General features: G+C 74.8%; 20 protein-coding genes and 1 riboswitch. Of the genes, 2 read left to right on the top strand and 18 right to left on the bottom strand.

What is annotated here, in order from left to right; translation table 11 throughout:
- Nucleotides 1-377: 377 nt before the first annotated feature.
- The 17 genes from ABZ810_RS27730 to ABZ810_RS27650 all read right to left on the bottom strand — a co-directional run bounded on the left by ABZ810_RS27730 (nucleotide 378) and on the right by ABZ810_RS27650 (nucleotide 20,969).
- Nucleotides 378-1,133: a single-stranded DNA-binding protein gene (locus ABZ810_RS27730; protein WP_358408120.1), complete on the bottom strand. Its 756-nt coding sequence runs from the start codon at nucleotides 1,131-1,133 to the stop codon at nucleotides 378-380.
- 100 nt (nucleotides 1,134-1,233) lie between these two features.
- Nucleotides 1,234-2,925, bottom strand: coding sequence for an ABC transporter (locus ABZ810_RS27725; protein ID WP_358408117.1), 1,692 nt, complete (start codon nucleotides 2,923-2,925; stop codon nucleotides 1,234-1,236).
- Nucleotides 2,922-5,156: an AAA family ATPase gene (locus tag ABZ810_RS27720; RefSeq protein ID WP_358408116.1), complete on the bottom strand. Its 2,235-nt coding sequence runs from the start codon at nucleotides 5,154-5,156 to the stop codon at nucleotides 2,922-2,924. The genes ABZ810_RS27725 and ABZ810_RS27720 overlap by 4 nt, the downstream gene beginning before the upstream one ends.
- Complete coding sequence (cobA, locus tag ABZ810_RS27715; RefSeq protein ID WP_358408115.1) at nucleotides 5,153-6,391, bottom strand: uroporphyrinogen-III C-methyltransferase; 1,239 nt, start codon at nucleotides 6,389-6,391, stop codon at nucleotides 5,153-5,155. Before cobA ends, ABZ810_RS27720 begins: the two co-directional genes overlap by 4 nt.
- A gap of 132 nt (nucleotides 6,392-6,523) precedes the next feature.
- Entirely contained in the window at nucleotides 6,524-7,687 is a 1,164-nt protein-coding gene (locus ABZ810_RS27710; RefSeq protein WP_358408112.1) for a nicotinate-nucleotide--dimethylbenzimidazole phosphoribosyltransferase, read from the bottom strand.
- Between the two features lie 63 nt (nucleotides 7,688-7,750).
- Nucleotides 7,751-8,785, bottom strand: a complete 1,035-nt coding sequence (gene cobC / locus ABZ810_RS27705) for an Rv2231c family pyridoxal phosphate-dependent protein CobC (RefSeq protein WP_358408110.1) — start codon at nucleotides 8,783-8,785, stop codon at nucleotides 7,751-7,753.
- Nucleotides 8,786-8,857: 72 nt separating this feature from the next.
- Nucleotides 8,858-9,793, bottom strand: coding sequence for a sirohydrochlorin chelatase (locus ABZ810_RS27700; protein WP_358408109.1), 936 nt, complete (start codon nucleotides 9,791-9,793; stop codon nucleotides 8,858-8,860).
- Nucleotides 9,790-10,386 (bottom strand): precorrin-8X methylmutase, encoded by a 597-nt coding sequence (locus ABZ810_RS27695; RefSeq protein WP_358408107.1) that lies wholly within the window; start codon nucleotides 10,384-10,386, stop codon nucleotides 9,790-9,792. The genes ABZ810_RS27700 and ABZ810_RS27695 overlap by 4 nt, the downstream gene beginning before the upstream one ends.
- On the bottom strand, nucleotides 10,383-10,586 hold the full coding sequence (locus tag ABZ810_RS27690; RefSeq protein WP_358408105.1) for a 4Fe-4S binding protein: 204 nt from the start codon (nucleotides 10,584-10,586) through the stop codon (nucleotides 10,383-10,385). The genes ABZ810_RS27695 and ABZ810_RS27690 overlap by 4 nt, the downstream gene beginning before the upstream one ends.
- Nucleotides 10,577-12,304, bottom strand: coding sequence for a precorrin-3B C(17)-methyltransferase (cobJ, locus tag ABZ810_RS27685; RefSeq protein ID WP_358408104.1), 1,728 nt, complete (start codon nucleotides 12,302-12,304; stop codon nucleotides 10,577-10,579). Before cobJ ends, ABZ810_RS27690 begins: the two co-directional genes overlap by 10 nt.
- Entirely contained in the window at nucleotides 12,301-13,614 is a 1,314-nt protein-coding gene (gene cbiE, locus ABZ810_RS27680) for a precorrin-6y C5,15-methyltransferase (decarboxylating) subunit CbiE (protein WP_358408103.1), read from the bottom strand. Before cbiE ends, cobJ begins: the two co-directional genes overlap by 4 nt.
- Nucleotides 13,611-14,831: a cobalt-precorrin-5B (C(1))-methyltransferase gene (locus ABZ810_RS27675; protein WP_358408102.1), complete on the bottom strand. Its 1,221-nt coding sequence runs from the start codon at nucleotides 14,829-14,831 to the stop codon at nucleotides 13,611-13,613. Before ABZ810_RS27675 ends, cbiE begins: the two co-directional genes overlap by 4 nt.
- 30 nt (nucleotides 14,832-14,861) lie before the next feature.
- Nucleotides 14,862-15,671, bottom strand: coding sequence for a precorrin-4 C(11)-methyltransferase (cobM, locus tag ABZ810_RS27670; protein WP_358408100.1), 810 nt, complete (start codon nucleotides 15,669-15,671; stop codon nucleotides 14,862-14,864).
- Nucleotides 15,668-16,981 carry a precorrin-2 C(20)-methyltransferase gene (cobI, locus tag ABZ810_RS27665; protein WP_358408097.1) on the bottom strand — a complete coding sequence of 438 codons (1,314 nt, stop codon included), beginning with the start codon at nucleotides 16,979-16,981 and terminating at the stop codon, nucleotides 15,668-15,670. The genes cobM and cobI overlap by 4 nt, the downstream gene beginning before the upstream one ends.
- On the bottom strand, nucleotides 16,978-18,327 hold the full coding sequence (locus ABZ810_RS27660; RefSeq protein ID WP_358408096.1) for a cobyrinate a,c-diamide synthase: 1,350 nt from the start codon (nucleotides 18,325-18,327) through the stop codon (nucleotides 16,978-16,980). Before ABZ810_RS27660 ends, cobI begins: the two co-directional genes overlap by 4 nt.
- Before the next feature lie 15 nt (nucleotides 18,328-18,342).
- Nucleotides 18,343-18,945 carry a cob(I)yrinic acid a,c-diamide adenosyltransferase gene (cobO, locus tag ABZ810_RS27655; protein WP_358408498.1) on the bottom strand — a complete coding sequence of 201 codons (603 nt, stop codon included), beginning with the start codon at nucleotides 18,943-18,945 and terminating at the stop codon, nucleotides 18,343-18,345.
- Nucleotides 18,946-18,950: 5 nt separating this feature from the next.
- Nucleotides 18,951-20,969 carry a putative cobaltochelatase gene (locus tag ABZ810_RS27650; protein WP_358408094.1) on the bottom strand — a complete coding sequence of 673 codons (2,019 nt, stop codon included), beginning with the start codon at nucleotides 20,967-20,969 and terminating at the stop codon, nucleotides 18,951-18,953.
- A 79-nt stretch (nucleotides 20,970-21,048) separates the two neighbouring features.
- A riboswitch (cobalamin riboswitch) is annotated at nucleotides 21,049-21,197 on the bottom strand.
- 116 nt (nucleotides 21,198-21,313) lie between these two features.
- Between ABZ810_RS27650 and ABZ810_RS27645 the strand changes: the two genes are divergently transcribed.
- Both ABZ810_RS27645 and ABZ810_RS27640 read left to right on the top strand, forming a co-directional pair.
- On the top strand, nucleotides 21,314-22,150 hold the full coding sequence (locus ABZ810_RS27645) for an oxygenase MpaB family protein (RefSeq protein ID WP_358408091.1): 837 nt from the start codon (nucleotides 21,314-21,316) through the stop codon (nucleotides 22,148-22,150).
- Between the two features lie 9 nt (nucleotides 22,151-22,159).
- Nucleotides 22,160-22,789 carry a helix-turn-helix domain-containing protein gene (locus ABZ810_RS27640; protein WP_358408089.1) on the top strand — a complete coding sequence of 210 codons (630 nt, stop codon included), beginning with the start codon at nucleotides 22,160-22,162 and terminating at the stop codon, nucleotides 22,787-22,789.
- A 36-nt stretch (nucleotides 22,790-22,825) separates the two neighbouring features.
- Here the strand turns inward: ABZ810_RS27640 and ABZ810_RS27635 are convergent, their stop codons facing one another.
- On the bottom strand, nucleotides 22,826-23,383 hold the full coding sequence (locus tag ABZ810_RS27635) for an ATP-binding protein (protein WP_358408087.1): 558 nt from the start codon (nucleotides 23,381-23,383) through the stop codon (nucleotides 22,826-22,828).
- Between the last annotated feature and the right edge of the window lie 22 nt (nucleotides 23,384-23,405).

Raw genomic sequence — 23,405 nt, 5'->3', positions numbered from 1 at the left:
CGTTGTGTAACACGATAGTTGCAACGTGTGCGGAGCGGGCCGGAAACCGGTACCTTCGATAGCGCACACTCGGGTGACCGCTCTGGCCACCCGGCGCAGGACCAGCGGACTCGCTGTCCTCAGCACATCCGGAGGGGGAGAGAGACCATGCGCGGCGTTTCCTGGATATAAGGCGGCCCGCAACCCCTACGGGCGGGGGCGCCGGTTGGCAGGTCGGCCGGCTGCCGACGACGCCCCCGCAACCGATCGGGTGGTCCGGATCAGCTCTCGGGGGGCTGGTCCCCGCGCATCATCGAGAGTACGCCTCCTTCGCCCTTCGCGGGAGATGTCCGCTCACGATGTGACATCACAGCGGCACTTCCAGTGACCATGACAGGTCAGGCCGCCTCGGACTCCAGCTCCGGGGCCTCCCTCCCAGCGTCCCGCCCGGCGCCCCTCTGCTCGCCGCGCTCGGCGTCCTGCTCTTCACCGGCCTTCTCGCCACCGGCCTCGGCATCCTTGTCCTCCTCGCCCGGCCCGGCGTCCCTCCCCTCCCCTGACCCGAAGTCCTTCCCTTCGCCCGGCTCGGCGTCCTTCCCTTCGCCCGGCTCGGCGTCCTTCCCTTCGCCCGGCTCGGCGTCCTTCCCTTCGCCCGGCTCGGCGTCCTTCCCCTCGCCCGGCCCGGCCTCCTTCTCCTCACCGGGATCGGGGGTGGTCAGGGGGCCGGAGACCGCCCACTGGTCGGCGGCGTCCTGGGCGACCTGGCGGTCCTCGTCGTTGGGCGCGCCGCCGCGCTGGACGGGACGGAAGCCGGCGGTGCCGCGGTTGAGGTCGTGGCCGACGGTGCCGGCCTCGATCTCGGCGGAGAACCGGTACTGCCCGTCCCGTTCGTACTGGCGGATGCGCAGGCGGCCGGTGACCACGACCGGATGGCCGCGCCTGAACTCCGAGGCGTTGACGTTGTCGGCCAGCTGCCGCCAGCAGTTGACCGTCAGGAAGAGGGTGTCGCCGTCCTTCCACAGGCCCGACTGGCGGTCGAAGCGGCGCGGCGTGCAGCCGACCCGTAACGACAGGAACGGGGTGCCGTTGCCGGTGATCGTGTAGAAGGGGTCGGCGGCGATCCAGCCGATGACGGTGATCTGCGCCTCGTTCACGTGTCCTCCACTCGTGGCGGGGCCCTCGTGACCCCGGACGGTCACCACGGTGGCGGACGGTCACGGCCCGTGAGAAGACCGTGACGGAACTGTGGACAACTCAGGTGGCGCGGACGGCCTCGACGTCGGTGCGGAAGCGGGCGTAGGCCTCGAGCTCGGCGGCGATCGGGGTGAGGACCTTCTCGTCGGCGACCTCGGTGATGTGCTCGCGCATGTGCTCCTCCATGCGTTCGCCGTGTCTGGCCGACTGGAGCGCGACCATGTTGCGGCAGGCGGAGGCGGTCAGCGCGCCCATCCCCAGCGTGCAGACGACGAGGATCGCGACGTACGGGATCAGGCCCGCGTCGCCGACCAGGCCGGAGGGCGCGTCGCCGTCGCCGAACAGGCCGTAGGCGACCAGCAGGCCGATCCAGGCGATGCCCAGCACGGAGACCAGCACGAGGAAGTACTGCCAGGTCTTGACCAGCCACCACCAGCGCGGCACCTGGTTGAACGTGGGCAGCGCGTCCTTGAGCGCGATGCCCAGCGCCTCGGGGAGCTCGGCGGCGTGCGAGCGCGCGGCGCCGCGGACCGAACGGGCCCACGGGTCGGGCAGCTCGGCGACCACGCCGTCGGTGACGTTCTGGAGCGCGGTGTCGACGTCGCCCTGCTGGGCGCCGATGGGGCCGGTGAACGCGCCGCGCAGCTCGTCGCGGAGCTCGGTGAGCCGCATGCGGCGCAGCGGGTCGGAGCGCAGCCGGGTGATCAGCGCGGAGACGGGCCAGCCCACGAAGTCGGCGGCGCGCAGCTCGTAGGCGCTCTCCATCGCCTCGGCCACCGCGGGCGCCCCGGCGGCGTCGGTGAGGGACTGGACGAGCTCGACCCGGCGGCCCTCGTCGACGGCCTTGGGCGGCTCGGTGGCGCCGCGGAACTCGGTGAACCGTTCGGCGAGCTTGTCGACGTCGGCGGTCAGCCGTTCCGAACGGGCCCGGCGGGCGGCGACGGTGTCGACCAGGACGTCGCGGAACCCGGCGACGCCCTCCTCGGAGACGGCGGAGGTGGTGACGATGCGGGGGGAGGCGAGCCCCTCGGCCTCGAGCAGCCGGCGCAGGTCGGCCACGCAGTCGTCGACCTCGGCGGGCTGCAGCCGGTCGACCTGGTTGAGGACGATCAGGGTGACGCCCGCGTGCCGGGCGAACGGCACGATGTAGTTGCGGTGCAGGGCGGCGTCGGCGTACTTCTGCGGGTCGACCACCCACACGAGCAGGTCGGCGATGGCGACGAACCGGTCGACCTCGGCGCGGTGCATGGCCTGGATGGAGTCGTGGTCGGGCAGGTCGATCAGGACGAGGCCCTGCAGCGAGGCGTCGGCCCGTTCGAGGTCGAGGGCGCTGGCGCGGGCGTAGCGGTGCCGCTTGTCGACGTCCAGCCAGTCGAGGAGCGGCCCGGCGCCGTCCAGGCCCCACACGCAGGCGTGCGCCTTGGAGGTCATCGGGCGGCGCACGCCGGTGGGCGAGAGTTCGAGCCCGCAGATCGCGTTGAACAACGACGACTTGCCGCTGCCCGTGCCGCCGGCGAGCGTGATCACGGTGTGCTCGCCGGACAGCCGGAGCCGCTGGCCGGCCCGGTCGAGCAGCGTGTCGGCCTCGGTGAGGAGCGGCCCGTCGAGCCGGCCGGCGCCGAGCCGGACGAGCCGGTCGAGGCCGTTGAGCCGCTCGGTGAGCTGCGGAGCGCCGTCGACCGCCTCGGGTCCGGCGACGGGGACGCCGCCGGTCCCCGCCGGGGACTTCGCGGGTATGGCCGATGTGGTCATCGGGCGACCTCGAGGTTGTACGTGGCCTGGTAGAGCTGGACGGGGGTGGTCTCGTCGGGGATGCCGGCGGCGTCGAGGACCTGCCCGTACCGCAGGGCCTCCTCGTCGAACAACATGCCGATCCGGCTCCGCAGGTCGGCACGGGCCTTGGCGCCCATGCCGCGCAGCGACTCGGCGCCGAACAGCGCCTTGAGCAGCCGTTGCGGCACGGCGCTGGTGCCGCCCTCGACGGCGACCTCGGAGGTGCCGTAGCCGAGCAGCCCGATCATCAGGACGAGCGACAGCGCCTCCTCGTCGAAGGAGACCAGCTTGGCGACGGAACGTTTGGTGACGCCCTCGGTCCGGATGAGCTCCTGGACGTGGTCCTGCCAGGAGCTGACGGCCCGGGTGACGCGGCGCGACAACTCCGGCGAGGCGTGCCCGAGCCCGGAGGCCGGGCGGGCCAGCACCTGGCCGCCGGCGGGGTGGGCGCGCCATCGCACGATCACCTGTTCGGCGCCGTGCTCGGCGGACGCGATGATCAGCGATTCGAGCCCGCTGCGCAGGGCCGCCTTGAGCGCCCGCACCCGGGCGGGGCTGCGGCGGCGCCGGCTGGTGCGGCGGCCGGGGAAGCCGGTGCGGCCCCGCTGGACGTGGAGGGCGCGCAGCAGGTCGCCCGTTCCGGCGAAGTCCTGCCAGCGGGCCAGCACCTCGCCGCGCAGCAGCGAGCCGTTGCGGGTCGCCTCGTCGAGCTCGGCGAGCGCCGTGCCGTACGCGCCCTCGACCTCCCGGGCGAGCTCGTTGCGCTTCTCGACCTGCAGCTCGACCTGCTTGGCCAGCTCGGGCACCCGGATGCGGAGGCTGTCGAGCACGCCGCCGAGGGTGTCCTCGATGACGATCTCGCGGTCTTCGGTGTTCTCCGCGACGCCGACGAGCCAGGCCCGCACGTCCTCGGCCGCCTCCTCGGGCAGCCGGCTGTCTTCGATCTTGGTCTCCGGGATGGTGAACCGCCGCGCCTCGCCCACGCCGTGCTCGGTGAGCATCTCGGCGAAGTGGTCGACGACCTCCGAGCCCGCGCCCTGCGGCACCCGCGAGAGCACGACGCCGAGGGTGGCGCCCTGCTCCTTGGCGCGCTGGAGCATCTGCCAGACCTGGGCGTCGGCGTAGCGGGCCGCGGTGGTGACGCACAACCACAGGTCGGCGGCGGCCATCAGCTTGGTGGCGAACTCGAAGTGGTCTTCGAAGACCGAGTCGAAGTCGGGGCTGTCGAGCAGCGCCAGCCCGGGCGGGATCGCCTCGCTCGGGATGATCACCAGCTGGTCGCCCGCGATGGCGTCCGGCGCGGGGCCCGGGATGCGGCCCATGCCGGGCAGCAGCGGCCCCTCCAGGAACCATTCGCTGTGGTCGGGGTGGCACACCAGGATCGGGCTGCTGGTGGTCGGCCGCAGCACGCCGGTCGCGCTGACCCGCGCGCCGACGAGCGTGTTGACCAGGGTCGACTTGCCCGCGCCGGTCGAACCGCCCAGGACCACGAGCATGGGGGCGCCCGCCGCCTGAACGCGCGGCAGCACGTAGTCGTCGAGCTGTGCCTTGATGTCGAGCTGCGCCGCCCGCGCCTCGTCGACCCCGGGAACGTCGAGCACCAGCTCGAACGCGCCGAGCTGGTCGCGCAGGCTGCCGAGCGCCCTGGTCAGCTCGCCCTTGTGCGCGGACCCGGGCGAGGCCGGCGCCCCGGGACCGCTCTTGCCGGGCGCCGCGCGGCCGCTCTCGCCGGAACGCGGCGCGGGGGCCCGCGCGGGGGTGGGAGTGGGAGTGGGGGCGGGATCAGGCGTGGGGGTGGGGGCGGGGGCCTCGCCCGCGTGGGCGGAATCGCTGTCGGGCTCGGACGGAGGGGTCGTCACCGGGCCGCTCCCTGGGGACGGCGTGGGGGCAGGGTCGGTGGTGCCGGGGCCGGTCGCGTCGTCGCCCGTCCCGCCGGGACGTGGCTCGGCCTCGTCGTCGGTGCGCGCGGGCTCGGGCTCGGGAGCCGCGGCCTCCCGGGGCTTGGCGCGTGTCCCCCGGCCTCGTTTGCGGGCGGGACGCGCCTTGCCCGGCTCGCCGGACGCCGGGTCCGGGCGCGCGGCACCGACGCCCGTCTCCTCCGGGGGCTGGGTGCCGCCCTGGGCGGTCTGCTCGGAGGCGTCTCCGGACCGCTCGGTGCCGGCGCCCGCCTCCTCGTCGTGGACCGCGCTCTGCTCTGCCGGGGGTGTCACGGATCCCGTCCCATGTCCGCTCGAATCATGTCGATCTCTCGTGCCACGTTGACGACGTCGCCCACGACCACGATCGCCGGCGGACGGATCCCCCCGGCCGCCATCTCGTCCACCACGGTGCCGAGGGTGGCCGTCAGCGCCCGCTGGCCCGGGAGGGTGCCGTCCTGGACCACGGCCACCGGCGTATCAGACGACCGACCATAGCGTATGAGCGCGTCGGCGATCAGACCCATCCGCTCCACCGCCATGAGCAGCACCAATGTGCCCTCTGACCTGCCCAGAGCCTCCCAGTCGACCGTGGAGGCCGGAGTGTCGGGGGCGATGTGGGCGGAGACGACGTGGAAGTCCTGCGCGACGCCCCGGTGGGTGACCGGGATGCCCGCCGCGGCGGGCGCCGCGACCGCGCTGGTGATGCCCGGCACCACGGTCACCGGGATGCCGTGCCGGGCGCAGTGCAGCACCTCTTCGGCGCCGCGCCCGAAGACGAACGGGTCGCCGCCCTTGAGCCGCACCACGAACTTGCCCTGGCGCACGTTGTCGACCAGATAGCCGTTGATGCGCTCCTGGGTCACGGTACGACCGTAGGGGATCTTGGCGGCGTCGATCACCTCGACGTCCGCGGGAAGCTCGTCCAGCAGCTCGCGCGGGGCCAGCCGGTCGGTGACGACCACGTCGGCCTGGGCCAGCAGCTGCCGCCCCCGGACGGTGATCAGCGCGGGGTCGCCGGGACCGCCGCCGACCAGGGCGACCCCCACCGGCTTGTGCCGCGAGTGGCGCGCCTCGATCGTCGCGTCGCGCAGGCCGTCGACTACCGCGTCGCGGATGCCCGCGGCCCGGCGCGGATCGCCGCCGGACAGCACGCCGACCGTGGTCTCGCCCACCTGCCCGCTCGCGGGGGTCCAGGCGGCGGAGGCGTCGGCGTCGTCGGCCCGCACGCACCAGATCCGGGCCCTCTCGGCCTCGGCGGCGACGGCCGCGTTGACCTTCGCGTCGTCGCTGACGGCCTGGACGAGCCAGGCCCCGGCACAGTCACCCGCCGCGTATTCGCGGCGTTCCCAGCGCACCGTGCCGTCGTCGATCAGGCCCTCCAGCGAAGGCGTGACCTCGGGGGCGACCAGTACGACGTCGGCGCCGGCGGCCAGCAGCGCGGGCACGCGCCGCTGGGCGACCCGGCCCCCGCCGACGACGAGGACGCGCCGCCCGCTGAGTCGCAGGCCTAGCAGGTACGGGGGCAATTCCTTCTCTCGATCAGGACGCAGGTGACTGACATGTGCCTTTGCGGGTCAAAGGTACCGGGGTTACGGAGTCCATGGAGAGTGCTCTCCCCCAGTCGATAGCCGAGCGTGACTCAACCTGTGATCATGTCGTTACTGAGTCGACTCCTGTTTGCCGCTCACACCGGCGGAGTCGAAGGTCGCCACCTCGTGCATGACCCGGACCGCCCCCTGGACCAGCGGCAGCGCCAGGACGGCCCCGGTGCCCTCCCCCAGCCGTAGTTCGAGGTCCACCAGGGGCCGCAGGCCCAGCTGAGCGAGGGCGGCGGCGTGGCCCGGCTCCGCCGAACGGTGCCCGGCGACGCAGGCGCCCAGGGCGTCCGGGCACAGGGCGGCGGCGGCCAGCGCGGCGGCGCCGGCGATCACGCCGTCCAGCACGACCGGAACGCGCAGCGAGGCCCCGCCCAGGACGAATCCGGCCAGCGCCGCGTGCTCGAACCCGCCCACGGCCGCCAGCACCTCCAGCGCACCGCCACCCACCCGGGCCGGATCCCCCGCGGCACCGGCTGGCTCGGTGGACTCAACGGCCCTGGCGGGCTCGGTGGGCTCGGCGGGCTCGGCGGGTGAGGCGAGGAGGGCGTGGCGGGCCAGGGCGGCGCGGACGACTTCGATCTTGCGGGCGTGGGTGGCGTCGTCGATGCCGGTGCCGCGGCCGGTGACCCGCTCGGGCGGCAGGCCGGTGAACGCGGCGATCAGCGCGGCGGAGGCGGTGGTGTTGGCGATGCCCATGTCGCCGGTGATCAGGCAGCGCGCTCCGCCGGCGACCAGGTCGCGGGCCACCTCGATGCCGGTCTCGACCGCCCGGACGGCCTGCTCGGGCGTCATCGCCGGCCCCTGGGTCATGTCGGCCGTACCGTGGGCGATCTTGCGCGGGAGCAGCCCGGGCGCCGCGTCCAGGTCGGTGGCCACCCCGATGTCGACGACCGTGACCGCGGCGCCGACCTGGCCGGCGAACGCGTTGACCACGGCGCCGCCCGTGAGGAAGTTGGCGACCATCTGGGCCGTCACCTCCTGCGGCCAGGGGGTCACGCCCTGGGCGTGCACGCCGTGGTCGGCCGCGAAGACCGCCACGGCGGCGGGCTCGGGCAGCGGCGGCGGGGACTGCCCCGCCAGCCCGGCCAGCCGGACCGCCACCTCCTCCAGGACGCCCAGCGAGCCCGGGGGCTTGGTCAGCCGGGCCTGGTGGTCGCGGGCGTCCCGCATGGCCGCCTCGTCGGGCGGCGGGATCGCCGCGACGGTCCGCTCGATCAGGTTCACGGGTGCCTCCCCTGGCGGGCCGCGCCGGCCACGGCCGCGCCGTTCAGGTCTCGTCGTTCATGGTCAGATGCCGAGCTCACCCAGGACCTCCAGGAGGGAGTCGTCGGCGGCGCGGTCGCGGACGGCGACGCGGAGCCAGTCGGGCCCGAGCCCGGGGAAGGTGTCGCCGCGCCGCACCGCGTACCCGCGCTGCCGCAGCAGGGCCCGGATGCCCAGGCCGTCGGGCACGCGCAGGCAGAGGAACGAGGCGCGGGCGCCCGGCACCACGTAGAGCCCGCGGGCGGACAGCTCCGCCGACAACCTGGCGCGTTCCTCGCCCAGCTCCATCGCCCACCGCCCGGCCTCGTGCAGCGCGTCCGGCTCGCAGCAGGCCTCGATGGCGACCAGCGCGGGCGTGGAGAGCGCCCAGAGCGGCTGCGCGGCGGCCAGCCGGGCGACCAGGTTGGCCTCGGCGAGCAGGTAGCCGGCGCGCAGCCCCGCCAGCCCCCACGTCTTGGTCAGGCTGCGGATCACCACGAGTCCGGGCCCCGGGACCCCGGCCAGGCTCTCCGGCTCGCCCGGCACGCAGTCCATGAACGCCTCGTCGACCACGACGGTGCGGCCGGGGCGGGCGAGCGCGGCGACGGCGGCCTCGGGGTGCAGGACGGACGTCGGGTTCGTGGGATTGCCGATCATGACCAGGTCGGCGTCCTCGGGCACGGCGGCCGGGTCGAGCGTGAAGTCCTTGTCGAGGATCACCCGGCCGACGTCGTGCCCGGCAGCGCGCAGCGCGGCCTCGGGCTCGGTGAACTGCGGGTGCACGACCACCGCGCGGCGCGGCTCGAGCACCCGGGCCAGCAGCACGAACGCCTCGGCGGCGCCGGCGGTGAGGAGCACCTCGTCGACCGCCCGGCCGTGCCGCCGCGCCACCGCCCGGCGGGCCGCGCCCGGGTCGGGATAGGCCGCGAGATCGGCGATGGAGGCGCGCAGGCGCGCCGCCAGCCACTCGGGCGGCGTGCCCGGGCGTACGTTCACCGCGAAGTCGGCGAGCCCGTCACCGACCTCGGCGTCCCCGTGGTGCAGCAGGTCCACCTCATCGAACCGCTGCGGCTCGGTCACGGAACCACCCCTTCATCCGGCGACGGTGCGACGGCGCTGAAGGGGGGTTCGGGCACCATCATGTCCAACGAATCAGTGTGCATGAGCGTGCCCGTGGCCGTGACCATGGCCGTGCCCGGCGGGGTCGTCCGGATGGTGGTGGGGAAGCTGCGGAGCCCCCACGCGGCCCTCGAAGCCGGGCATCGCGATGCGGTAGACGCATGTGTCGCAGTTCATGCGGATGTCCCCGGCCAGGGCCTCCTCGTACCGTTCGACCACCAGGTCGGCCAGGCCGTCGCAGTCGCCGATCACCGCGGCGCTCCGGACGTCCAGATTCGGATGATCTTCCGAGAACGCCGCGGTCTCGGCGATCACGCGGTCCGGCAGGACGCCCGGGAACAGGAAGTACGGGAGGACGACGATCCGGCGGGCGCCCAGGCGCCGCAGCCGCTCCAGCCCCGCCGGCACGTCCGGCCCGGCCAGCGAGACGAACGCGGGCTCCACCGCCATCAGGCCAGGCCCCTGCTCGGGTCCGGAGGCGCCGCGCCCCTCCCAGAACAGCCGCGCCACCTTGTGCACCTCGGCGTTGGCGTCCGGGTCGCTGGACCCCCGTCCCACCAGCAGCACCCCCGTCGGCTCGGCGGGCCCCGGGGCGCCGGCCGCCTCGGGCAGGGCGGCGCGCAGGCGTTCGTCGAGCAGGTCCAGGAGTACGGGGTGCGGGCCCAGGGGGCGGCCGTAGACGTACGACAGGCCCGGATGGCGGACGAGCTCGCGCGCCATCGCGCCGGGGACGTCGCCCTTGCCGTGCCCGGCGGCGACGAGCATCAGCGGCACGGCGGCCACCCGGCGGTGCCCGGCCGCGTACAGCTCGGCGACCGCGTCGGTCAGCGGCGGCGGCGACAGCTCGATGAATCCGCCCGCCACCTCCACCGGAAGGCGTCCGGCCAGCCGTCGCACGAACGCCCCGAACTCGGCGACGCCCGCCTCGTCCCGGGTGCCGTGCCCGACCACCAGCAATGGCGGCGTCACCGTGGGTCCCCCTCGTAGTAGAGCAGTGCGTTGCAGGCGGCCGCGGCGACCGCGGACCCGCCCTTCTCGGAGTAGTTGCTGACCTGGGGCAGGCCGCTGGCGCGCAGCGCCTCCTTGGACTCGGCGGCGCCCACGAAGCCGACCGGCATACCGATGATCAGCGCGGGCCGCACCTGCTGCTGGATCAGCTCGTAGAGCGCGGTCGGCGCGCAGCCGACCACCCACACGGCGCCCGGCCCGACCTCGGAGTAGGCGAGGCGGACGGCGGCGGCGGAACGGGTGATCCCGGCGGCGCGCGAGAGCCGGGCCGCCGCCGGGTCGTTGACCTGGCACAACGCCTCGCGGGCGGTGATCCCGGCCGCCACCATCTCGACGTCGGTCACGATCGGGGCGCCGTCGCGCAGGGCCGCCCAGCCCTGGCGGAGCGCCTCCTCGTGAGTGACCAGGTCGACCGCGTACTCCAGGTCCGCGCTGGCGTGGATGACCCGTTCGGTGACCGCGCGCCAGAGAGGCGGCATCGGCGAGAGGTCCACCCGCGAGCGCAGGATCTCGTACGACCGCACCTCGATCGGGTGGGGCTGGCGGACCGTCATGAACTCTCCTCGATGGCGTCGACCGGGCAGACCTCGATGCACTCGCCGCAGCCGGTGCAGAGCTCGCCCAGGACGAGCAGCGGCCGCCCGTGCGGGCGGATCGCGTGCTCCGGGCACGTCAGCAGGCAGGCTCCACAGCCCTGGCAGCGGTCGGTGACGGTGACCCTCAGGGGGACCCTCGCGCTGGAGACTATGCCCATCGATACCCCCGAGGGGTGACAAAGCGCCCGGCGACCGCCCGGCTGACGCTCGAACCGACCAGGACCACGGTGAACATGTCCACGTCCGCCGGATCGACCGTCGCGAGCGTGGTCAGCGTCGTCGTCTCGTCCGGCCGGGAGGCGTTGCGGACCAGGCCGACCGGCGTCCCCGGCGGCCGGTGCTCGGCCAGGATGCCCAGCGCCTTGGGCAGCTGCCAGTCGCGCGCCCTGCTGCGCGGGTTGTAGAGGCACACGGTGAAGTCGCCCTCGGCCGCCGCCCGCACCCGCCGTTCGATGACCTCCCAGGGCGTGTGCAGGTCGGACAGCGAGACGTAGGCGTGGTCGTGCCCCAGCGGCGCGCCCAGCAGGTTGGACGCGGCGACCGCGGCCGTGATCCCCGGCACCCCGTCGACCTCGATGTCGTCGGCGGCGAACTCCAGCGCCGGGCTGGCCATCGCGTACACGCCCGCGTCGCCCGACCCGATCAGGGCGACCGCGTGCCCGGCCCGCGCCTCCTCGACGGCCGTGCGCGCCCGCTCCTCCTCCTGCCCGAGCCCGCTCTCCAGCACCCGGGTCCCCGGCCGCAGCAGGTCGCGCACCTGGTCGACGTACTGGTCGAGCCCGACGACGACCGACGAACGGCGCAACGCCTCGATCGCGCGCGGGGTGACCAGGTCGCGGGCGCCCGGCCCCAGCCCGACGATGCTCAGCCGCCCCTTCGGGACCAGGCGCGCGACGGCCACGGTCGCGTTCGCCGACTTGCGCTTCTCCGCGACCAGCTCGCCGCCGCGCCCGAACGAGCGGGCCGCGTGCAGGGCCGACGCCTCCGCGACGCTCGGCGTCCCGACCTCCGCCCGGACGACCTCGGACGGGTTGGGCACCTCGACGGAGGCCAGGACGCCGGCCGGATAGGTGACGACCTCCCAGCCGCGTTCGCGCGCCGCCGCGAGGATGCCCTCCTCGTCGGCCTTCAGGTCGACGGTCGCGACGCACCGCACCGACCCGGGCGCCAGGCCCGCGCCTGCGAGCGCGGCGTCGATCAGGCCGCCGACCTCGGCGGCGGCCACGCCGCGCGCCGACCCGACACCGACGACCAGCGACGGCGGCCGGTAGACCAAGCGCCCCCCGAACGTGCCTTCCGGGCACATGCACGTCGGCTCGGCCCGGTCGGTGACCAGGATGGCGGCCGCGGCGTCCGCCTCGCGGCTCACGTTCGGCGGAAGCGCGGGCAGCGGCCAGGTCTCGGCCCCCTCGATCAGCACCGGCTCGCCGGACAGCACCGCCGCTCCGACGTGCGCGAGGAGCTCACCGTTGTGGACGCGGAAGCCGAGGTCGGCGCCGAACGAGTCGAGCGGCGTGACGTTGCTCTGGTCGCTGGCGGTGGTGACGACCGGCTCGCAGCCGAGGACGCCGGTGAGCCGCCGGGCGAGCAGGTTGGCGCCGTGGTGCCCGCCCAGCACCGCGACCGCGTACCGCATGCCCTCGTCCACGCACACCACGGCCGGGTCGGTGGTCTTGTGCGCGAGCAGCGGCGCCAGCACGCGCACGGTCGCGCCGACGGCGAGGAAGCTCACGATCGTGTCGCAGTCCTCCCACGCCGCGCGCAGCCCGTCGCTCGCCTTGCCGCCGGTGTAGAGGCGCACCTCGTCCGGCCAGGCGCCGGCCAGCGTCGCCGCGGCGGTCCGGCCGCTCGCGGTCGCCGCGACAACCCCGATCACGTGTCACTCCCTGTCTCGTCCGGCTCCGGCAACCACGCGATGGCCTGAGGCCTGCGTTCGGGTTCGGGTACGGGCGCGGCGGGCGGTCCGGGCTCGCGGACGCCCCACACCACGTAGACGGGATTGGCGGCGGCGAAGCGGTGCACGTCGCCCGGCATCGGGGACAGCCGGCTGGCCTGGAGGTGAACGGCGTCGACCGTGAAGCCCTCCGCCCGCAGCGCGTCCAGCGCCGGCCGCACCCGTTCGACCGCGATCAGCGCCACCACCACGCAGCGCAGCGCCCGGGCCGCGCACGCCGCCACGACCTCGGGCCCGCCGCCGCCGACGAAGACCGCGTCCGGGTCGGGCAGGTGGTCGAGGGCGCCGGGCGCCTCGCCGCGCGACACCGCGACCTTGACGCCGAACGTGCGCACGTTCCCGCGGATCCGCTCGCACGACGCCGCGTCGCGTTCGACCGCGACGACCGCCGCGCCGAACCGGGCGCACTCGATCGCGACCGAGCCGCTGCCCGCGCCGATGTCCCACACCATGTCGCCGACCCGCGGCCCCAGCTTGGCCAGCGCGAACGCGCGGACCTCGGGCTTGGTGATGAGCGAGTCGCGGCGGTCGAACGCCTCTTCCGGCAGCCCCCAGCCGACCGGGCCGGGCGGCGAGCCCGCGAGCCAGCCCCGCTCTCCCACGGCGCGCCGCGAGTCGAGGACGAGCACCACGTTCGGGTCGCGCCAGGGCCGCGTCGACGCCTCGGCCGGGCGGACGTGGACGACGCGCTCGTCCGGGCCGCCCAGGTCTTCGCAGACCACGAACGAGCGCGGCGTCTGCGGGAACAGGGCGCGCGCCAGCTCCGCCGGCCCCGCTCCCGGCGCGGTGAGGACGGCGACCTTGGGATGCGCGCGGCACGCGTTGACCGCGCGCCGCAGCTCACGTCCGTGCGCCGACACCACCAGGGCGTCGTCCCACGGCAGTCCCGCCCGCGCGAACGCCGCCGCCACCGACGACACCGCCGGGATCACCTCGGGCTCCCGGCCGCGTTCGCGCAGCGCCCGAACGATCCCGAAGAAGCCCGGGTCGCCGCTGGCCACCACGACGACGCCGAGCCCCTCGCGGACCGCCGCGTCGATCTCGTCCAGGGCGGGAGCGAGCTTGCCCAGCACGACCGTGCGGGCGTTGCCGGGTACGCCGGCCGCCTCCAGGTGGCGGGCCCCGCCGACGACGAGCGCGGCGCCGGCCAGCCGCCGCCGGGCGGTCTCGGGCAGGGCGCCGCCGTCGTAGCCGACGACCGACAGGCGGGAGGTGGGGGGACCGGGGTTCATCGCGCCATTCGCCCCGCCATCGCGATCATGCGCTCGCCGGTGAAGTCGACCAGCACGACCTGCGCCGCGATCGGGGACGTCTCGGTGCCCGCGGCCTCGGCGGCGAAGCGCTCCAGGACGAGGCCGACGCGGCGGCACAACTCGCGGCCGCACGGGCCGAGCACGCCCGCCGCCTCCCACAGCTCGTACGCGTGCCGCCCGGTGTTGGCCCGCGCCACCTCGGCCGCCAGCTCGGCCGATCCGCCCATGTCGGTGGTGATCCGGCCGAGCAGCTCGGTGTCGACCCTGGAACGGGTGTAGTGGGTCATCAGGACCCCGGCGGCGAGCTTGGTGAGCTTGCCCGCCATGCCGACGAAGACGACCTGCCTGAGCCCGTGCTCGACGGCCCGCCGCAGCGCGGCGCCGGTGAAGTCGCCGACCTCGACGAAGCAGACGTCGGGCAGCTTGGGCAACATCTTCATCGCGCCCTTCTCGGTGCGCCCGCCCGTGCACAGGACGAGCGTCGTCTCGTCCTGCGCCGCCATGACCGAGACCGCCTGCTCCACGCTGGCCCGCCAGGACGCGGTGGAGAACGGCCGCACGATCCCGGTGGTGCCCAGGATCGAGATGCCGCCCAGGATGCCCAGCCGCTTGTTGGTGGTCTTGCGCGCCATCACCTCGCCGTCGGGCACCGAGATGACCACGCGCAGGCCGCGTCCGGTGCCCGGATCGGTGATCTCGGCGGCGTCCGGCGTGCCCTCGACGTCCAGGGACGTGTCGAAGACCGCCTCGGCGACCGCATGAGTGATCATCTTGCGCGGGACGGGGTTGATGGCGGGGCCGCCCGGCTCCAGGCCGAGGCCCGGCTTGGTGACCACGCCGACGCCCTCGCCGCCGTCCAGGTCGAGCCCGGGCTCGTCCCGCCACGACACGTCGGCGGTGATGTGCGCGCCGTGCGTGACGTCGGGATCGTCCCCGGCGTCCTTGACCACGACCGCGCGGGCCCGTTCGCGGTCGGCGTCCAGCACCGTCTCCTCGACCTTGAACGTGACGCGGTTGCCCGACGGCAGCGCCACCTCCACGTATCCGGGCAGGTCCTCGCCGCGCAGCAGCAGCGCGGCCGCCTTGGCCGCCGCCGAGGCGCAGGAACCTGTGGTCCAGCCGGTGCGCAGCGCCTTCTGCCGCACCTTCATGGTGCGCGGCAGATCGGGTTCGCGGAGTTCGGGATTCTCGGTCATGGTCGTGTGCTCGCTTCCTCGTCGCGCCGGTCAGGAGGAGCGACGAGCCTCCCGGAGGCGGCGCCGGGCCGTCGGCTCGGCACGCCGGAAACCGTGGAAGTGACCCGGGTGATAGAGGTGCGACCGCGTCCCGCCGGCCGCGAGGGCCGGGCCGACGAGGACGAGCGTGTGCTTCCACAACCTGTGGGTCCTGACGGTCTCGGCCAGCTCGCCGAGCGTGCAGCGCACGATCAGCTCGTCCGGCCAGGTGCACTGGTAGGCGACCACGCACGGGGTGTCGTCGGGGTAGCCGCCCTCCAGGAGCTCGTCCTGGAGCTGCCCGGAGCGCGCCGCCGACAGGAAGAGCGCCATCGTCGTCCCGTGCCGGGCGAACTCGCGGACCTCCTCCCCCGGCGGCATCGGCGTCTTGCCGCCGCCGAGCCGGGTCAGGACGACCGACTGCGCGACCTCGGGGATCGTCAGCTCGCGCCCGACCGCCGCCGCGACCGCGCTGAAGCTCGACACCCCCGGGATCACCTCGACGTCCAGCCCCATCTCCCGGCAGCGGTCGAGCTGCTCCTGGAGCGCGCCCCACAACGCCGGGTCGCCGGAGTGCACGCGCGCGACGGTCAGCCCCTCGGCGAGCGCGCGTTCGAAGTACGGCAGCACGCCTTCCATCGGCAGCTGCGCGGAGTCGACGATCTCGGCGTCCGCCCGCGCGTGCTCCAGCACGTCGGGATGCACCAGGCTGGCCGCCCAGATCACCACGTCGGCGCCGGCGATCGCCGTGGCCGCGCGGAACGTCAGCAGGTCGGCGGCGCCCGGCCCGGCGCCGACGAAGACCACGCGTCCCCTGCTCACAACTTGCCTCCTCGGGTCGTGCGGTGGCCCGGCACGATCAGCGTCGACAGGTACGGCACCGGTCCGGTGATCTCCCGGGCCGGCCGCACGTCCTCGCCGTCCAGCCCCAGCCGCTCGCCGTACACCGCCTCGTCCAGCCGGCCCGCGTCCTTGAGCACCTCGACGACCTCCTCGGCCACCGCGCCGAACTTGTAGGCGACGACCGTGTCGCCGTGCTCCAGCGCGGCGCCGAGGCGTGCGGTGCCGCGCGTCACCGGGACGAGCGTCAGCGACTCCGCGCCCTCGGTGAGGACGGTGCCGGAGCGGGCGGCCAGGTCCTGCATGGCGGTGATCCCGGGCACGGTCTCCACGACCGCGCCGGGCCGCCGCTCGCGCACGGTCTGGGCCAGGTAGGTGAAGGTCGAGTAGACGTTGGGGTCGCCGATCGTGGCGAACACGACGGTCCTGGCCCCCTCCGCGAACGCGCGCACGACCCGGTCGGCGGCGCCGTCCCAGGCGGCGGCGCGCTCGGCGGTCACGCCGCCCCGGTCGTTCAGCGCGAAGACGACCCGTTCGGCCTTGCCGGTGTGGGCGCGCACGACCGACTCGGCGCGGCCCTCCTCGTCCAGGGCCATGACCGGCACGAGGACGACGTCGGCGGCGCGCAGCAGCCGGACGGCCTTGGCGGTGACCAGCTCGGGGTCTCCCGGGCCGACGCCGATGCCGACGAGCACGGGCGGACGGTCACCGGCACCCTCGCCCTCGGCGCGGTCGAGGTCGGCGGCCAGCAGGCTGAAGACGTGCTGGTCGCGGTTGACGCCCTCGGCGTCGCGCTCGCCGCCGCGGGCCGTGCCCTCGCGCACGAAGCCGGCCTTCTCCGCGACCCGGAGCGAGGCGAAGTTGGACGTGACCGCGCGCAGCTCCACGCGGTGCAGGCCGCAGTCGCGCAGCGCCCACGCCGAGACCAGCCGGAGCGCCTCGGTGGCGTGGCCGCGGCGCCGCAGGCCGGGCCGCATGCCGTAGCCGACCTCGCAGGTGCCCTGCGACCAGTCGACCCGGAAGAGCCCGATCGTGCCGACGAAGGCGCCGCTGTCGCGCTCGACCACCGCGAGGTGCACGGCCAGGCCGTAGCGATGCGGCTGGTGCACGCCGGTGGTGAGCCACCAGGCCAGCTTCTCCGCGTCGAGCTCGGCCGGGAAGTTGTCGGGGAGGAAGTCCTCGCCGGCCCGGATGACCTCGATGAGCGCGGCACCGTCGTCGATCGAGAACGGCCGCAGCTCGACCCGTTCCCCGCGCAGGTGGACGGGACCGCGGAAGGTGTCGTCGCTCATCGGCAGGCCTCCGTGAATCTCCCCGCGACGTGCGGTGCCCCGGCCCAGTGCAGATGCAGGTACGAGGCGACGCGGTCGCCCTGGACGAACCCGGCCGGTCCTTCCGGCGACCACTGCCACGCCGCGGTGGCGCCGTGCGCCGGGTCGGTGACGGTCCGGTGGAACTCGTGGCCGTGCACCCGTTCGCCGGCACGGGCGACGACCGAGTCCGACACCGCCACGGCCGCGCGGTAGCCCAGCGTCAGCCGCTCGCTCATCCGGCCGGTGACGTCGCCGAGCACGCCGCACATCGGCCTGCCGTCCAGCTCGCGCGCCAGGTAGAGCATCCCCGCGCACTCGGCGTAGACCGGCCCCGCGAACGCGGCGATCTCCGCGCGCAGCGGCTCGTTGTCCGACAGCTCCGCCGCGTACACCTCGGGGAAGCCGCCGCCGATGACGACGCCGCGCGTGCCGGCGGGCAGCCGCTCGTCGCGCAGCGGGTCGAAGCGCACCACCTCGGCCCCGGCCGCGGCGAGCAGTTCCTCGTTCTCGGTGTAGCCGAACGTGAACGCCGGCCCGCCCGCCACCGCGACCCGGACCGGGACGGCCGCCCCGTCGCGGTCCGGGTCGCGGTGCGGCGGCGTCCAGGGCTCGGCGGTCAGGGCGGGTGCGCTGCGCGCGAGCGCGAGCACGGCCTCCAGGTCGCAGGACCCGGCGACGAGGGCGCCGAGCCGGTCGACGGTGTCGACGGCCTCGGCGCTGCGCTCGGCGACCGGGACGAGCCCGAGGTGCCGGGACGGCTTGGCGATGCCGTCGTGGCGGCGCAGCGCGCCGAGCACCGACACGCCCAGCTCCTCGACCGCGTCCCGGCACAACCGTTCGTGGCCGTCCGACCCGATCCGGTTGAGGATCACGCCGCCCAGCCGGACACCGTCGCCGTAGCTGCGGAAGCCGTGCACCGTCGCCGCCACCGAACGGCCCGCCGCCGCCGCGTCCACGACGAGGATCACCGGCGCGTCGAGCAGCCGCGCCACGTGCGCGGTCGACGCGAAGTCGCCCTCCCCGGACGCGCCGTCGTACAGGCCCATGACGCCCTCGACCACCGCCACGTCGGCGCCGGCGGCCCGGGCGCCGTGCAGGAAGAGCGGCGCCACCAGTCCCTCGGACGTCAGCCACGGGTCGAGGTTGCGCCCCGGGCGGCCCGTCGCCAGCGCGTGGTAGCCGGGGTCGATGTAGTCCGGGCCGACCTTGTGCGGCGACACCGCCAGGCCGCGGGCCGCGAACGCGGCCATCAGGCCCGTGGCCACGGTCGTCTTGCCGCTCCCGGAGGCCGGGGCCGCGACGACGACGCGGGGAACGTTCACCACTCGATCACCACTCGATCACCACTCGATGCCCTTCTGGCCCTTCTGGCCCCGGTCCATGGGGTGCTTCGCCTTGCCCATCTCGGTGACGAGGTCGGCGAGCTCCAGCAGCCGCGGGTCGGCGTCCCGGCCCGTGATGACCACGTGCTGGTTGCCGGGACGTTCGCGCAGCGCGGCCACGACGTCCTCGACGTCGACCCAGCCCCACCTCATCGGGTACGTGAACTCGTCCAGCACGTAGAAGCGGTAGGTCTCGGCGGCCAGGTCGCGCTTGATCTGCTCCCAGCCCTCGCGGGCGTCGGCCTCGTGGTCCTCCTCCGAGCCCGGCCGCTGGATCCACGACCAGCCCTCGCCCATCTTGTGCCAGCTCACCGGGCCGCCCTCGCCCGTCTCGCCGAGGACGCGCAGCGCCCGCTCCTCGCCGATGCGCCACTTGGCCGACTTGACGAACTGGAAGACCCCGATCGGCCAGCCCTGGTTCCAGGCGCGCAGCGCGAGCCCGAACGCGGCGGTCGACTTGCCCTTGCCCGGACCGGTGTGCACGATCACCAGCGGCCGGTTGCGGCGCTCGCGGGTCGTCAGCCCGTCGTCGGGCACGTACTCCGGCTTGCCCTGCGGCATCTCGCTCACGCCACCCTTCGAACGTCGCGGACGACCCCGGCCAGCGCGTCGGCGGCCAGCTCGTCCAGCCGGACGAGCTCGGCGCCCAGGTGACCGGCCAGCCGCCCGGACAGGCCGAGCCGCACCGGCCCGGACTCGCAGTCGACCACGACCGCGGCCACTCCGGCGAGCGGTCCCGCCGCGGCGGCCGGATCGGGACCGTGGGTGGCACGGCCGTCGGTCACCACCACGAGGAGGGGGCGCCGGGCCGGGTCGCGGAGCCGCTCGACGCGGAGCACCTCGGCGGCCCGCAGCAGCCCGGCCGCCAGCGGCGTGCGGCCGCCGGTCGGCAGCCCTTCCAGCCGCCGCGCCCCCGCCTCGACCGAGGACGTCGGCGGCAGCGCGAGGTCGGCGCCGGTGCCGCGGAACGTGATGAGGCCGACCTTGTCGCGCCGCTGGTAGGCGTCCAGGAGCAGGCTGAGGACCGCGCCCTTGACGGCGCGCATGCGCTGCCGTGCCGCCATCGACCCGCTGGCGTCCACGACGAACAGCACGAGGTTGCCCTCGCGCCCGTCGCGGACGCTCTCGCGCAGGTCTTCGGCCGCGACGACCAGGCCGGGCCCGCCGCGGCCGCGCGCGTGCTGGTGCGGGGCGGCGGCGCGCAGGGTCGCGGTGAGGTGCAGCCCGCGCGCGCCCGGCCGCGAGCCGGAGACCCGGCCGTACGGGCTGCGCGCCTTGGAGCGGCGGCCCGGAGCGCCCATGCCGGTGCCGGGGACGGTGAAGAGCCTGGGCTTGTAGGCGGCGTCCGCCGGCGCCGGCTCGTTGCGTTCGGGCGCGGGCTTCTGGCCGTTGGGCTCCGGGCGCCGGTCGCCGTCCGGCTCGGAGGGGGCGGAGCCGTCCTGCGGCGGGGTCGGCTCACCGCCCGGTCCGTCCGGGTCGTCCGGACCGTCCGGGCCGCCGGGGTCGTCGTCGGGGGGCTCGGGCTCGCCGTGCTCGTCGTGCTCGTCGTGCTCGTCGTGCTCGTCCAACACCTCGTCCAGCTTCTGCCGGTCCAGGCCGGGCGCGTCGAACGGGTCGCGGCGGCGCCGGTGCGGGAGGGCCAGGCGGGCGGCCGTGCGGACGTCGTCGGCGGTCACGGCGGTGCGGCCGTGCCAGGCGGCCAGCGCGATCGCGGCACGGGCGGTCACCAGGTCGGCGCGCAGGCCGTCCACCTCGAACGCGGCGCAGACGGCGGTGATCTGGCGGAGCGCGGCGTCGGTCAGCTCGACGGCGGCGAGCCGGTCGCGCGCCGCCGCGATCCGCCCGGCCAGCTCCGCCTCGGCGTCGGTCCAGCCGGCCGCGAAGCCCGCCGGGTCCTCCTCGTAGCGCAGCCGCCGCCGGACGACCTCGGCGCGCTCGTCCGGGTCGCGGGTCGCCGCCACCTCGACGGTCAGCCCGAACCGGTCGAGCAGCTGCGGGCGCAGCTCGCCCTCCTCGGGGTTCATCGTGCCGACGAGGAGGAACCGCGCGGCGTGCCGGACCGAGACGCCCTCACGCTCGACGTACGACTCTCCCATCGCCGCGGCGTCCAGCAGCAGGTCGACGAGATGGTCGTGCAGCAGGTTGACCTCGTCGACGTAGAGGACGCCGCGGTGCGCGGCGGCCAGCAGGCCGGGTTCGAAGGCCTTCACGCCCTCGGTCAGCGCCCGTTCGATGTCGAGCGAGCCGGTGAGCCGGTCTTCGGAGGCGCCGACCGGCAGCTCCACCAGCCGCGCCGCCCGGCCCTCGCCGTCGGCCGCGTCGGCGTGCGGGCCGTCCGGGCAGTCGGGGTCGGGGTCGGCCGGGTCGCACGAGAAGCGGCAGCCCGGCACGACGTCCAGCGCGGGCAGCAGGCCCGCGAGCGCGCGGACGATCGTCGACTTGGCCGTGCCCTTCTCGCCGCGGACCAGCACGCCGCCGACGCCCGGCGACACCGCGTTGACGAGCAGCGCCAGCTTGAGGTCGTCCATGCCGACGACGGCGGAAAAGGGGTACCGAGCGGTGGCCGCGCCGCGGCGGCGGCTCATCGGCCCATCAGACAGGCAGGCATGCCTCATCGTCCTTCCCTCGGGTGTCCACGCCCGTGGCGGTCTCGTCCGACGGCCGGAGTCTCCTGGCTCCCGGATCACCGTTCTCCCTCAGCCTTCCAGCGTCGCCGCCGTGGCATGTGCGAGAGGGAACTCCCCTGGTCACAGTTGCGGGACAGCCCCGGAATAGGCAGGCCGATCGTTCGGCCCCGCCGCACCGGGTTCCTCCGCGTCCGTCGCAGGCAAGGATCGCACACCCCCGCAGGCCGCCCAAGTCGCGGTGGAGTGAGATGCCCCGCCCCGCACTGTTGGCGTAGCGCCAAGAACGTGTTCTACTGAGCCCCATGGCGAGATCCGATGGGCTGCCCTTCCGGCCTGGCGACGTGTCCTGGAAGGTGATGCGCGAGCCCGTGCTGGGGCTCGGCGCGGCGCCGACGCTCCTGTTGCAGGTGACGCATCCCCTCGTGGCGGCGGGCGTCGAGCAGTACTCCGACTTCGAGAGCGACCCGTTCGCCCGCCTCTGGCGCACCGCCGACGTCATGCTCAAGCTGTCGTTCGCCGAGCCCGAGGTCTCCGAACGCCAGGCCGTCAAGCTGCGCCGCGTCCACCAGCGCGTCGAGGGGCTGTCCGACGAGGGCGTGCCCTACCGGGCGCTCGACCCCGACCTGCTGCTGTGGGTGTGGGCGACGCTCACCCACAACGGGCTCGACCTGTACGAGCGGACGTTCGGGCGCCTGTCCGGCACCGACCGCGAGCGCTTCTACCAGGAGCAGAAGCTGATCGCCTACGCCTGCGGAGTTCCGGAAGGGCACTGCCCCATCACTTACACGGACTTCCGTGCTTACTTCGACGGGGTGGTCCAGCACGAGCTGCGCCCCACCACGGTCTCGGCCAAGCTCCTGGACACCAGCCGCAAACTGCGGATGCCGTGGCCGCTGGGGCCCGCCTACCTGCAGATCAACCTGCTCGCCGCCGGGGCTCTCCTGCCCGCGCGCCTGCGGCGTGAGCTGGACGTTCCGTGGAGCCGGTCGCGCGCGGCCGCGTTCGCCTCGCTGATCAGCGCCAACCGCGCGGCGGCGCGGGTGACGCCGGTGTCGATGCGGCACCGCCCCACGGACTACCTGGTCGCACGCGAGCGCCCGCTGCGGCTCTTCGCGCAACCGCGCCGCGGAGCCGCATAGGCTGTCCGCGTGGCCTCTCCGTCCCCATCCCGGTCGTCCCGGGCGAGCTACCAGCGCCTCCCGCGCGACGAACGGCGCGACCAGATCCTCGGCGTGGCCCGGCGGATGTTCACCGAGCTCCCGTACGCGGAGGTGTCGACCGCCGCGATCGCACGCGAGGCCGGGGTGCAGCGCGGACTGATCCACTACTACTTCGGCACCAAGCGCGAGCTGTTCCTGGAGGTCGTGCGCGGGCTGACGGTCGACTACTCCGGCCAGGCCCCGCCGCCCGACGCCCGGCTGAGCACCGCCGAGACCGTCGACCTCTGCGTACGGCTGTTCCTCGACGCCGCCGAGGCCAACGCCGACACCTGGCTGGCGGCGCTCGACGCCGAGGGCTTCGGCCAGGATCCCGAGCTGCGCCGGATCGTCAACAAGACCCGCGACATCACCGTCGAGCACATGCTGACGATGCTCCGCGTGCCCGACCCGACCGACACCCTGCGCGCCGTGCTGCGCGCGTACTCCGGTCTGGCCGAGGTGGCGACCCGCCAGTGGCTCCAGGAGAAGACGCTGGGCCGCGCCCAGGTGCACACCCTGCTGGCCGGCTCGCTGCTGGCCCTCATCACCGACATCGCCCCCGCGGTCGAGCGGACCTGAGCCCGGCCGCCCGTTGCTCGGGCGGCGCGGCGTCGCTCAGGCGGCGCCGGGCGCGGGCGGGAAGTCGTCGTTGCCCGACGGGGCGAGGAAGGACGCCACCGCGGCGGAGACGGGCACGGCGAACCAGACGGCCTTGCCCGGCACGGGCGGGCCCAGCCGGGAGAGGGTGCGCAGCACCCCCCAGCGGCCCTCGGACAGCTCGCGGACGATGCTGAGGCCGCGGCCGCAGTCGCCGGACGTCCACGAGTAGCCCGGCAGCCTCGCGTCGGCGTGGCCGTCGAAGACCGCGCAGCGCACCTCGCGTACGGCCGGGGTGGCGGACTGGCACTGGGCGGCGCGCGTGCCCGTGCGCTCGCCCAGGTAGACCCACAGCTCGTGCGGCCCGTGGTCGGACGCGTGCTGGTGAGCGTTGGTGACCAGCTCGCTCACCATGAGCTGTGCGTCGCAGATGATGTCGCGGGTGACGCCCAGCGAGGTGAGCGAGTCCGCGAGCACCGAACGCGCGTGACCGGCACAGCCAGGGCCGCGTGGCAGCGCCCAGACCCGGCCGGGTAGATGCGTATCGTCGTCGGCGAACTCAGGCGAAGCCTGCACGAACCCTCCCGGGTGACGTTCC

The organism is Spirillospora sp. NPDC047279, assembly GCF_040643285.1.
Classification (GTDB): domain Bacteria; phylum Actinomycetota; class Actinomycetes; order Streptosporangiales; family Streptosporangiaceae; genus Spirillospora.
Note: the sequence above shows the minus strand (reverse complement) of the source record. Positions and strands in the feature narration are given on the sequence as shown.

Coding starts and splice junctions, on each gene's coding strand:
- cobI (WP_358408097.1), bottom strand. CDS start 16,981: ATGAGCGACGACACCTTCCGCGGTCCCGTCCACCTGCGCGGGGAACGG.
- cbiE (WP_358408103.1), bottom strand. CDS start 13,614: ATGAACCCCGGTCCCCCCACCTCCCGCCTGTCGGTCGTCGGCTACGAC.
- ABZ810_RS27675 (WP_358408102.1), bottom strand. CDS start 14,831: ATGACCGAGAATCCCGAACTCCGCGAACCCGATCTGCCGCGCACCATG.
- ABZ810_RS27645 (WP_358408091.1), top strand. CDS start 21,314: ATGGCGAGATCCGATGGGCTGCCCTTCCGGCCTGGCGACGTGTCCTGG.
- cobO (WP_358408498.1), bottom strand. CDS start 18,945: ATGCCGCAGGGCAAGCCGGAGTACGTGCCCGACGACGGGCTGACGACC.
- ABZ810_RS27695 (WP_358408107.1), bottom strand. CDS start 10,386: ATGACGGTCCGCCAGCCCCACCCGATCGAGGTGCGGTCGTACGAGATC.
- ABZ810_RS27650 (WP_358408094.1), bottom strand. CDS start 20,969: ATGAGCCGCCGCCGCGGCGCGGCCACCGCTCGGTACCCCTTTTCCGCC.
- ABZ810_RS27690 (WP_358408105.1), bottom strand. CDS start 10,586: ATGGGCATAGTCTCCAGCGCGAGGGTCCCCCTGAGGGTCACCGTCACC.
- ABZ810_RS27725 (WP_358408117.1), bottom strand. CDS start 2,925: ATGACCACATCGGCCATACCCGCGAAGTCCCCGGCGGGGACCGGCGGC.